General features: G+C 67.4%; 10 protein-coding genes. 7 read left to right on the plus strand and 3 right to left on the minus strand.

What is annotated here, in order from left to right; all coding sequences use genetic code 11:
* The first annotated feature begins 260 nt into the window (after nt 1–260).
* The 3 genes from KF833_24225 to KF833_24235 all read left to right on the plus strand — a co-directional run bounded on the left by KF833_24225 (nt 261) and on the right by KF833_24235 (nt 3137).
* Nucleotides 261–710, plus strand: coding sequence for a CBS domain-containing protein (locus tag KF833_24225; GenBank protein ID MBX3748425.1), 450 nt, complete (start codon nt 261–263; stop codon nt 708–710).
* Nucleotides 711–803: 93 nt separating this feature from the next.
* A complete protein-coding gene (locus KF833_24230; protein ID MBX3748426.1) occupies nt 804–1610 on the plus strand; it encodes an SDR family oxidoreductase in 807 nt (268 codons plus the stop codon).
* A 24-nt stretch (nt 1611–1634) separates the two neighbouring features.
* A complete protein-coding gene (locus KF833_24235; protein ID MBX3748427.1) occupies nt 1635–3137 on the plus strand; it encodes a phosphomannomutase in 1503 nt (500 codons plus the stop codon).
* 43 nt (nt 3138–3180) lie between these two features.
* Here KF833_24235 and KF833_24240 read toward each other — a convergent pair whose 3' ends face one another.
* The gene (locus tag KF833_24240) at nt 3181–3831 is read right to left on the minus strand and encodes a CDP-alcohol phosphatidyltransferase family protein (protein ID MBX3748428.1); all 651 of its coding nucleotides are present in this window, start codon (nt 3829–3831) and stop codon (nt 3181–3183) included.
* 751 nt (nt 3832–4582) lie between these two features.
* Between KF833_24240 and KF833_24245 the strand changes: the two genes are divergently transcribed.
* Nucleotides 4583–5485 carry a trypsin-like peptidase domain-containing protein gene (locus KF833_24245; protein MBX3748429.1) on the plus strand — a complete coding sequence of 301 codons (903 nt, stop codon included), beginning with the start codon at nt 4583–4585 and terminating at the stop codon, nt 5483–5485.
* A 52-nt stretch (nt 5486–5537) separates the two neighbouring features.
* Nucleotides 5538–6614, plus strand: a complete 1077-nt coding sequence (locus KF833_24250) for a PDZ domain-containing protein (protein ID MBX3748430.1) — start codon at nt 5538–5540, stop codon at nt 6612–6614.
* 394 nt (nt 6615–7008) lie between these two features.
* Here the strand turns inward: KF833_24250 and KF833_24255 are convergent, their stop codons facing one another.
* Both KF833_24255 and KF833_24260 read right to left on the minus strand, forming a co-directional pair.
* Nucleotides 7009–7815 (minus strand): hypothetical protein, encoded by an 807-nt coding sequence (locus KF833_24255; GenBank protein ID MBX3748431.1) that lies wholly within the window; start codon nt 7813–7815, stop codon nt 7009–7011.
* 4 nt (nt 7816–7819) lie between these two features.
* Nucleotides 7820–9298, minus strand: coding sequence for a sigma-70 family RNA polymerase sigma factor (locus KF833_24260; protein MBX3748432.1), 1479 nt, complete (start codon nt 9296–9298; stop codon nt 7820–7822).
* A gap of 239 nt (nt 9299–9537) precedes the next feature.
* Here KF833_24260 and KF833_24265 point away from each other — a divergent pair, with 239 nt between their 5' ends.
* Both KF833_24265 and KF833_24270 read left to right on the plus strand, forming a co-directional pair.
* Complete coding sequence (locus KF833_24265) at nt 9538–9912, plus strand: helix-turn-helix transcriptional regulator (GenBank protein MBX3748433.1); 375 nt, start codon at nt 9538–9540, stop codon at nt 9910–9912.
* A gap of 265 nt (nt 9913–10177) precedes the next feature.
* Nucleotides 10178–10858 (plus strand): hypothetical protein, encoded by a 681-nt coding sequence (locus KF833_24270; protein ID MBX3748434.1) that lies wholly within the window; start codon nt 10178–10180, stop codon nt 10856–10858.
* The last annotated feature ends 143 nt before the right edge of the window (nt 10859–11001 follow it).

Here is an 11001-nt window from a genome sequence, read left to right on the forward strand (position 1 = left end):
GGGGCGGCTCCTTGGCACGAGGGAAGCCTCCGACGTGGTCGCCCCTGTCCACGAGGCCGCGGGGTGTGGAGCGTTGGGTTGAGGACTCGCGGAGCTCGTCCCTCCGATTCGCTCCGATTCGCTGCCTCCTCACCCACGACTCCGGGAGGCACGGGCCGTCAACCTCGGGATGCACAGCCACTTGACGACGGGGCGGCGGGTCTTGATGGTTCCGGGACACCCCGGTTCGCAACGCGACTCAACCCTAACCCGTCACCACCATGGATGTACCAGGCATTGTCAACGCAGTCCTCGAAATGAAGGGGCGCGACGTCTTCACGATTTTACCCGAGGCCACCGTGTTCGAGGCGATCCAGCAACTGGCTGCCCGGAACATCGGGGCGCTGCTGGTGATGGAGGGGGAGCAGTTGCGGGGGGTGTTTTCGGAGCGGGACTACACGCGGAAGGTGGCGTTGCAGGGACGATCCTCGAAGAAGACGAAGGTCCACGAAGTGATCACCGGGCGGGTGGTGGTGGTGCATCCGACGACGGCGGTGGCGGAGTGCCTTCGGTTGATGACGGGGAACCGCATCCGGCATCTGCCGGTGGTGGAGGAGGAGCGTGTCATCGGGCTGGTGTCGATCGGGGATCTGGTGAATTTCATCATGGGTTCCCAACAGGCCACGATCGAGCAGTTGCACAGCTACATTGCGGGAGGGTATCCGGGGTGACCCGGGGCGGGGGGTGCGCCCGGGTTGGGGCGTCGCATGACGCAATGGATTGGCTTTGGGGGGAAGGTTGGGCGCAGGATGGTCTGGACGACCATGCAACTGTTTGACTTGAGCGACGAGGTGGCGGTGGTGATCGGGGCCACGGGGGTCCTGGGCGGTGCCCTGGCCGAGGGGTTGGCGGCGGCGGGGGCCCGGGTGGCGGTGCTGGGGCGCAACGCCGAGCGCGGGCACGCGCGGGTGAAGGCCATTCAGGCGGCGGGCGGGACGGCGTCATTCTTCGCGACGGACGCCATGGTGCGGGAGAGTCTGGAGGGAGCCCGCGAGGCGGCGGTGGCGGCATTGGGGCCGGCATCGATCCTGGTCAACGCCGCGGGGGGGAACGATCCGAAGGTCACGGTGACGGCGGAGCGGGCGTTTGAGACCCTCGCGCCGGAGGATTGGAGGGCGAACTTCGATCTCAACCTGGTCGGTGGGGTGTTGCTGCCCTGCCAGGTGTTTGGACCGCCGATGGTGGCCCGCGGCCGGGGGAGCATCATCAATGTGGCCAGCGCCTCGGCGCATGTGCCGTTGTCGCGGGTGGTGGCGTATTCGGCGGCCAAGGCGGCGGTGCTCAATCTGACGCGGTTCCTGGCGCGGGAATGGGCGGCGCAGGGGGTGCGGGTGAACGCGATCACGCCGGGGTTCTTTCCGGCGGAGCAGAACCGGCGCTTGCTGTTCGAAGCGGACGGCACGCCGACACCCCGGGCGCGGGCGATCCTGGGACACACGCCGATGAACCGGTTTGGCGAGGCCCCGGAGCTGGTGGGTGCGGCGGTGTTTCTGGCCAGCGCGCGGGCCAGCGGGTTCGTGACGGGCACGGATCTGGTGGTGGACGGGGGATTTCTGGCGCAGACGATTTGAGAGGGAGGATCGGGGAGGGAAGCCATGACATTGAGTTTGCGGGAGTGGATGGCGCTGAGCGGGGTGAAGTTTGGCACCAGCGGGGCGCGTGGGCGGGTGACCGACATGACGGACCGGGTGTGCGAGGCGTACACCTCGGGGTTCCTGGGGTATCTGAGGCGGATCGGAGACTGGCCGGATGCGGGCGGGTTCGTGGCGGTGGCGGGGGATTTGCGACCCAGCACCGGGCGGATCATGGCGGCGGTGAGAAGGGCGATCCGGGCGGCGGGCGGCAGGCCCATCGCCTGCGGGCGGGTGCCGTCGCCGGCGGTGGCGTTGCTGGGGCTGGAACGGCGGATTCCGGCCATCATGGTGACCGGGAGCCACATCCCCGACGACCGCAATGGCATCAAGTTCAACAAGTCCTCCGGGGAAATCCTGAAGGACGATGAGGCCGGGATGATGGAGCAGGCGGTGGCGTGGGAGGAGACCGCGTACGATGGGGAAGGGGCGTGGCGCGGGGGGGCGGAGCCGGAACCCGAGCTGGATGAGGCAGCCGGGGAGGGGTATGTGCGCCGTTATCTCGAGGGGTTTCCCGGCCGGCCGCTCCGCGGACTGCGGCTGGGAATCTATCAGCACTCGGCGGTGGGGCGGGATCTGCTGATGCGGATCCTGAGCGGGCTGGGGGCCGAGACGGTGCCGTTGGGGAGGTCAGATCGATTTCTGCCGGTGGACACGGAGGCCATTCGGGAGGAGGACGTGGCCCTTGCCCGGGACTGGGCGGAGAAGGAACGGTTTGACGCCATCGTTTCGACCGACGGGGACAGCGACCGGCCTCTGGTGTCGGATGAGTCGGGGCGTTGGTTGCGAGGGGATGTGGCGGGAATCCTGTGCGCCCGGTTTCTTGGGGCCGAGGCGGTGGTGACGCCGGTCAGTTCGAACACGGCGGTCGAGCGGACCGGGTGGTTTGCCGAGGTGCGGCGCACGCGGATCGGATCGCCCTACGTGGTGGCGGCGATGAACGCCCTGCGCGCGGAGGGGCGAAACCGGGTGGTGGGGTACGAGGCGAACGGGGGATTCCTGGTGGGTGCGGACTTCGAACTGCCCGAGGGACGTCTGGGGGCACTTCCGACCCGGGACGCGGTGATCGTGATGCTTGGGGTGCTGATGCAGGCGCGTCGGGAGGGGCGGTCGGTGTCGGAAGCGGTGGCGGCGCTGCCGGGGCGTTGGACGGCGAGCGATCGGTTGACGGAGTTCCCGGTGGAACGGAGCCGGGCGATCATGGAGCGGTTGGGCGGGAGCGATGCGGAAGGGCGGACGGCGGCGGTGGAGCGGGTATTGGGCGGGGTGGTGGGGGATCGCGTGGCGGACGTGGATTTAACGGACGGCGTCCGGGCGACGTTCAGGAGGGGTGAGGTGGTGCATTTGCGGCCGTCGGGGAACGCGCCTGAGTTTCGGTGTTACACGGAGGCGGACACCGAGGCGCGGGCGGTGTCGTTGTGCGCCGCCGTGCTCGGCCAGTTGCGGGACGCGGAGGAAGGGGGATAGGGGGGCTTCGAGGAAGGAGGTCGGGGGAAGGTCCAGACCGGGTTCAGGGCGCCGAAGGGGCTTTGAGGCGCCAGTACCGCCAGAGGGCGAAGGCGAGGAAGAGCGGGGCCCCGATGGCGGCGGCGTAGAGGAGGGGAAGCAGGGCGTTGAACCAGGCGGCCACGGCGATGAGGAACAGGGCGTCGTCGAAATCGAACCGGCTTGGGTAGCTGAATGCCACGCTGGGGTGGCTGCCCCCGGTGTGGACCAGGAAGACGACAATGAAGGTGGCCCCCACGGAGAGCCCGGCGAGAGCGCCGAGGATCGGGCCCCAGGGTCCGGCGAAGCGGTCGGCGAGGCCGATGCCGATGCCCAGGAAAGTGGCCACATTCACCACCATGTCCGACACGAGGTCGAACCAGTGGCCGCCCTTGGAGATGCGGCCGGAGACGCGGGCCAGTTCGCCGTCGGCACGGTCGAGCACGGCGGACACGGCGAAAACGACACCGCCCCAGACGGTCCAGAAGGGGCCACCAAGGGCGAACAGCACGGCGGCTCCGAGGCCGGAGATGAGGCGAAGGGTGGTGAGGTGGTTGGGGGTGACGGGTGTGCGGACCAGCGGGAGGATGCACCATCGGGCGACCATGTGCGCGTAGGTGCGCGGAGGCGGGACCAGACGCGGCGCTTCCGGGTTGGGCGACGTTGGATCGGGCATGGCGATGGGGCGCGAGGCTCCGGAAGGCCGCGTGGCCATCACGGAGATGGTGTGCGTGTGAACGAACGCGGGGGGGGTGATACACACCGGGCGTGGTGGAAGCAATGATGGGATTCGCACTGCCGCGACAGGGAGGAGCGGGAAGTGCAGGGAAGGATCAACCGAGTCAACCGAGTGTAGGCGAGTTCACAATGGCCATAATAAGACGGTCGATTAAAAATTGACCAAGTCATATAACAATATAACAGGACTGGCATGATCTAGTTGACGCGCGGCGATCAGGTCATTCCGACGGCCGAATGAGATTTCCGAGGGTAGCGCGGGCCCGGGGCGTGGAGTCAACAAAGGTATGCCTGCCTGACTATTGAATTCCGTCAACAATAGTATGCCTGACTTGCTATTGCATTAGATCCCCGGAGATCGTTCGGGTTCTATTCCGATCGCGACCCCGACGCCGACGGTCCCCTCGTAGTATCCCTCGACCGATCGCATCTCGGACACCATGGAGATCGGTGCATCCCGGAGTAGTGGGTGAGGAGGCTGCGAATCGGAGGGACGAACTCCGCGGGTTCGCAAACCAACGCTCCACACCGTTGCGGCCTCGTGGACCTCGGCGCTCCGAGACGACGCTTCGCGAAGGTTGCACCGCTCCCCGCAACTCCGGGATGCACGGCATGGAGATGCGCCCGGATGAAACAGGGTTGTGAGGTTCGTCTGGACTGCGGTAGTTCTTGAGGCAACGGATAGCGCCATGTTTTTCGGAACACCGAGGTACTGGATAGGTTGGGTCGCGGGAGGGCTGTGTGCCGTGACGGTGATGGGCTTCGAACCGTCGGAGCCGGTGGTCTTCCCGAGGGTTCCGGATCGGAGTGTCTTCGAGGAACGGGCCGCTCCGCCTCCGGCGCAGGGCGAGGTGGATCGAAGGGCGCCGGCCGAGCCGGACTTCCCGGCGCCGGTGCCGGGTCAGCGGGGAGCGGTTCCGGCGGGTTTCGAGGGGCCGACTCCGGATTCCGTGGCGGATCTGGCGGCAATGGAAGCCCACGTGATGGCGTTGGTTCGGCAGGTGACGCCGTCGGTGGTGGCGGTGCGGGTGGGGGGATCGACCGGGAGCGGGGTGGTGATTTCGGCGGACGGATGGGTCCTGACAGCGGCGCATGTGGCGGCGTCACCCAACCGGCCGGTGCGCTTCCTTTTCCCGGATGGCCGCACGGTCCGCGGACGCACGTTGGGGACCAATCATCGGATGGATGCGGGACTGGCGCGGATTGAGGAGGACGGGGACTGGCCGTGGGTGCCGGTTGGCGAGGCGGGTAGCGGGGTTCTTGGCGAATGGGTATTGGGGTTGGGGCATCCCGGGGGATTCGATCCGGACCGGTCGATGGTGGTACGCTTGGGGCGGGTGATTCGGAGGACGGCGATGGCCCTTCAGACGGACAGCATCCTGTCCGGCGGGGATTCGGGAGGGCCGCTGTTCGACATGCACGGCCGGGTGGTGGGGATTCACAGCCGGATCAGCAATTCGACGGCGGAGAACTATCACGTGCCGATCGATGCCTACCTGGAGGACTGGGTGCGCCTGATCCGGGGCGAGAACTGGGGTCAGGACGACCCGGCGATCGGACGGCGGGCCACTGGGGGAGGCGGGTCCCGGTAGGTCCCGGCAGGGCAACACGGTCACGGAGCGGACGGAAAGAGAAAGGACCATTATGGCGCGGCACGATGCGGTCGGGTGGAACGGCGTGAAGCTTGCGGTGTTGCTGGGGGTGATGTTGGGGACGGTGTCCGTCTGGGGGCAGGGGGCCTCGGGGCGCGCGCCGCGGCTGCCCTCGGATCAGTGGAAAGGCGGGATCGGGATGCTGGACGCCTTTTCCGAAGCGTCCCGCGGGGTGCGGTCCTCGATTGGCAAGCTGGATGTGGACGGAGGGACGGTGGCTTTGGCGACGTTCATCCGCGAGGACGGCATGGCCCTGACCAAGGCGAGCCAGTTGCGGGACGGTCGGTTGACCTGCTGGCTGCCTGGAGGACGCGAGGTGGAGGCCGAGTTGCTGGCGGTGGACGATGAGAACGACGTGGCCCTGGTGCGCGTTCGGGCGGATCGCGTGGTGCCAGTGCGCTGGGCGGCGAAGGATGCGGCGGTCGGCCAGTGGGCGATTACGCCTGGGATTGAGGAGCGTCCGCACGCGGTGGGCATTGTGAGTGTGACGCCCCGGCGGATTGCGCCACGACGGGCGTTCATCGGGGTGGAACTCGATCTGCGGGCGCCGGTCGCCCGGGTGTCGCGGGTCACGCCGGGTTTGGGGGCGGAGGAAGCGGGCATCCGGTCCGGTGACACCATCCTGTCGGTGAACGGGGATCCGGTGGGACGCGGGGACGCGCTGGTGAGCCGGCTGCGGGAATTTCGGGAAGGCCAGACGGTGCGGCTGGAGGTGCGGCGCGAGGACGAGGTGTTTGAAGCGTCGATCCGCATGCGGGTGCCCCCGATCGATACGGAGCTGGCGCGTATGGACCGGGAGGAGCGGCTGAACCGGATGGGGGGTGACGTGAGCGACCGGGCGGAGGGTTTTGACCAGGCCCTTCAGCACGATTCCGTGCTTCCCCCGTGGCTCTGCGGGGGGCCGTTGGTGAACCTGGCCGGGGAGGCGATTGGCGTGAACATCGCGCGGGCGGGCCGGGTGGCCTCGTTCGCCCTGCCGCCGGAACTGGCCCGGCGGATCGGCGAGGCGCTGATCGCGCGGGCGCAGGAGATTTCAGTCCCCATGAACGGGGTGAATCACGAGGGATGAGATGGGCAGGCGTTCAGGGGAGCGGTGAATGCCGTGCATCCCGGAGTTGTGGGTGAGGAGGCAGCCAATCGGAGGGACGAGCTCTGCGAGTCCTCATCCCGACGCTCCACACCATTGCGGCCTCGTGGAACTCGGCCCTCCGAGGGGAGCCTTCGCGAAGTTCGCACCTCTTCCCACAATTCCGGGATGCACTGGGGTGAATGGAGTGTGCGGTAGGAGGCTTTGCCAAGCCGCAGCCATGCAGGAAGGTCGGGCGCGCTGGCTTGATCCTTTCGGGCAAGAGCTTCGTCGTTCGCTCGTTCCGTATCCTGCTTCCGAGACGCGCCTCGCTCACTGCTCGTCCTGCCCGAAACGTTGCGGCGCCATCGCTCTCCTCCTTACTGCATGGAGACGGCTAAGGGGGGCCGTCCGGGGTGGTCTCGGCACGTTCCCAGGCGGTGAAGTCGCCGTCGGGTGAGATGGCCTCCGCGACGCGCCCGGAGAGGAAGCCATACGCGCGCACCCATCCGCCGTCGGGATGGGGGCGGGGGGTGCGTTCGCGCAGGAGAAGGGTGTGGTTGCTGCGGAGGGCGGCGTCGAGGTTGGCCCCGTCGGGCGCGATGGAGGGGAGGACTTCAAAGCGGTCGGCGGGGAGCCTTTCTATCTGTTCGAGCCAGTGGCGGCGCGCCTGGTCGCGCTGGGCGTCGGTCCAGCCGGGAAACTCGGGCGGTGAACGGGCCAGACGCTCACGGATATCGTCCCACGATGCCGGGGGGAGGCCCCCTGCGGTCCTGGCGCCGATCAGGGCCATTTGCAGGGCGAGGTTGAGGCTGGTCATGGATTCCCTCGACTGGTCATCGAATTGCATGATGCCTTCCAGGCGTTGCGCCTCGGCCTCGGCGGTGTCGGCACGGTTGTGGAGTTCGTGCAGTTCGCGTTGGGCCGCGTCGGGGGTCAGTCGCGCCGCCTGGCGCAAGTCCCCGATTTCGCCGCGAAGGCGGAGGAGGTCGAGTTTCCTGGCTCGGAGACGGTCGAGTTCGGCGGTGTCCAGATCGAGAAGGCGCCAGGCTTCGATCTCGCGGGCCAGGCGGTCGGCCTGGGCGGCGAGGGGCCGGAGCGCGTCGAGTTCGTGCCGGGCGCGCAACTCCGTGCCGTGCCGTTGCAAGCCCATGGCGCCGGCGACGAGGAGGACTGCGAGGGGGCCGAGGAGGATGGATTTCATGGGGTTACGGAGTGTCGGTGCGGTAGGCCCGCTGATCGCGGAGGGATTCGGGGATTTCCTCCGAGGCAACGCCGTAGTGTTCGCGTTCGATCCGGGAGAAGTCCTCCGTATCGGATTCGAGGGATTGAACGGAACCGTCGGCGAGCGTGTACACGCGGACCCAGCCGCCGCCGGGACGGGGTCGGGGCGCTTTCTCGCGGAAGATGAAGAGCTGGGGTTCGAGTTCGCTGATGATTCGTGGCTGGGGATAGAACTCGAAACGGTCGAGGTCGATTCTTCCGTCCACAATTCCGGTGAGCTGGTCAAAAGATCGTGGCAGGACGTCCTCGTTGTCGGTGGCAAAGATGCGGGCACCAAGGCCGAGTTGTTTCATGTCATTGACCGTGCGGGTCTGGGTGGCACGGAACTGGATCTTCTCTTCCGCGTCGGCCCTGGCCTCCTCGGCGGTGGCGAGCCGGGAGCGGGCGTCGGCAAGGACTTCCTGAAGGGGGGGCGGCGGGTTTGATCGGAGGGCGGCCGCCTCGTCTCGCAGGCGGGCCCATTCGGGATCGAGGGCGCGCAGTTCCTCAATTTCGCGGGCGAGATCGGCAAGGGCGCGGAGGCGGTCGTGATCCTCCTGCAACCCGGCGAGTGCGGACACGGAATCGCGCAGGGCGAGAAACTCGAACCGGGTGGCTTCGAGGCGGTGGTGCTGAAGGACGAGGGGCACCGTGACGACGGCCGCGGTGAGGGTGGTGGCGAGGATGGGGGTTTTCATGGCCAGGATCTGGGTTGGGATTTGGGTGAGGAAGCCGAAGGCGCCGGTGGCCGCAGTGGCGGCCCCGGCCTGCGAGGCGGCGAGGACCACCTGGGCGGCCAGTCCGGCCGGGAGCGCCTCCGCCGCATGGACACCGAGCGTGCCGGAGAGGGCGGCTGCCGAGGTGGTGACACCGCGTCGGGCAAGTGCGCTGCGCAGACGTTCGAGGGCACGGTCAATCCGCATCCGGGCGGCATCCTCGCTGATCCCGAGGGCGTCCCCGACGGCGCGCAGGGTGCGTCCTTCGAGGAAGCGGAGCAGCACGACCAGGCGATCGGCTTCGCGCAGATCGTGAAGAGCGTCATCGAGGACGGGGCGGAGGCGGTTCCAGTCCGGGACTTCCTCAGGGGTGTCGTGGAGCATGGCGTGGGCCATTCGTTCGCGCCGGGACCGGCGCTGTTCGGATCGCAGGGAACGGCAGGCGAGGTGGTGGGTGGTGGTGTGGAGCCACCCGGAAAGCGCGGGGTGGCGCACCAGGCGCGGGGCCTGGGAAGCCAGGGCGACAAAGACCGCCTGGGTGACGTCCTGGGCGCGGTGGGTGTCGCCGCCGAGAATCCGGAGGGCGGTCGAATAGACCAGGGTGAGATGGCGCTGGACGAGGGTCTCGAACGCCGCATCGGAGCGTTCGTCGGCGAACCGAAGCAGGAGGGATCGGTCGTCGAGGGTGGATTCGGACAACGGGGTCACGCATCCATCAATGCCCGCGGACCGGCAAACCGAACGAATGAAATAGCGTGCACCGGGAGGCGGGCGGTGGGGAAAGGGGGGGAAGCGGCGCGGCGGGAAGGGGTCGTCACAGGCCGAATCCTGGTCAGGTGGCCCCGCCCAATCCACCCGCACCTCCGGGATGCACGGCCTTCTTGACATGAGCGGGCAGAAGAATGTATGTATCCGTTGCGGATGCAATTGTTACGGATAGATGGAGCATGGACCCGAAGTTGATCGATCCCACGTCGCACCTGCCGCTGACTCCGGCGGTGTTTCATATCCTGCTGGCCCTGTCGGAATCCGAACAGCACGGGTACGCCATCATGCGGAGCGTCACGACCAGCACCGACGGGGTGGTCCGGATGGGACCGGGGACACTTTACGGAACGATCAAGCGCTTGCTGGAGGCGGGTTGGATCGAGTCCTGCGACGAGAGGCCGGATCCGGAACTGGATGACGAGCGGCGCCGGTACTACCGGTTGACCGGGTATGGGAGGCGGGTCGCGGAGGCGGAGGCGCAACGGTACCGGGCGATCGTTCGGGAGGCACGGTCGAAGGGGTTGCTGACTGGGCCGGCAACAGGGACCGCATGAGGAGAACGGGTGCATGGCCATGAAGCGGAGACAATCGGTGGCAGACAGGTACGTGAGGATTTACCGGGTACTGCTGTGGCTTTATCCACGACGGCACCGGCAGTCGTTCGGGAATGAGATGGTCCAGGTCTTCAGGGATCAGTGCCGCGAATCATGGGCGAGAGTTGGGGCGTGGGGGCTCGGGGCTTGCTGCCTCCGGGCAACCTGGGACGCGGTATGGTCGGCTGGCGTCGAGCATGTGGCGGCAATACGAAAGGAGTGCGTCATGAATTCCATGTGGCGGATTGGATTGGGGGCGGCAGGCACCGGACTCGGGGTGTTTGTGGTTCTGCTGATTGCCGTGGCGGTGGCGGTGGGGAACCAGCCCAAGGTCTTTCGAAGCACCGCAACACTCCAGGTGGAGACTCCCGTGAGCCATGGCGGGACTCGGGTCAATCCTGGCGACTGGGCGGCATTCGATCCGTTTCGGCAGCAATCCACGGTTGAAATGATTCAGTCGATGCGTGTGGTCGAGGAGGTCGTCCGAGATCTCGAACTTGCGCGCCGGTGGGGCCTTGATGACGGGGCGGGAGGGAAGGATGTCGCACGAGGGAAGGTTCGACGAAACCTGGAGGTTCGCCCGATCCGCAAAACGGCGCTGATGGAGGTGGCTTACTTCGACCGGGATCCTGCATTGGCGGCGGAGATCGCCAACGCCGTGGTGAAGACCTACCAACGCCTGTCGGCGGCGCGGGCGGATGCGCCGGACCTGGCGAGCGCGCGGGTGATTGACCTGGCGGCGCCGGGGCATGTTCCGGTGCGTCCGAACGTGCCGATGTGGTTCTTCTTCGGCGCTGTCGCGTCGGGTGGCGTGGCGGTGCTGGCGACGGCGGGCGTCCTCGTGTCGGGGTACTTCAGGAGATCACCCGTTTCGGGGGCAGGGCAAAGCCAAGAGGACCTGGAATGAACCTAAAATTCGTGCATATGCACGGAGTTCCGGGCGATTGGGGGGAGTGCTGCGAGTAGGGGGGGGGGGGGGGGAGTGGCATTGAAGGGGTGGTGGCCGCGGTTGGCTGGGAAGGGGCGGGGCGACGGCGGAGGGACCTGGAA

The sequence above is a fragment of the Verrucomicrobiia bacterium genome (assembly GCA_019634625.1).
GTDB lineage: Bacteria > Verrucomicrobiota > Verrucomicrobiia > Limisphaerales > CAIMTB01 > CAIMTB01.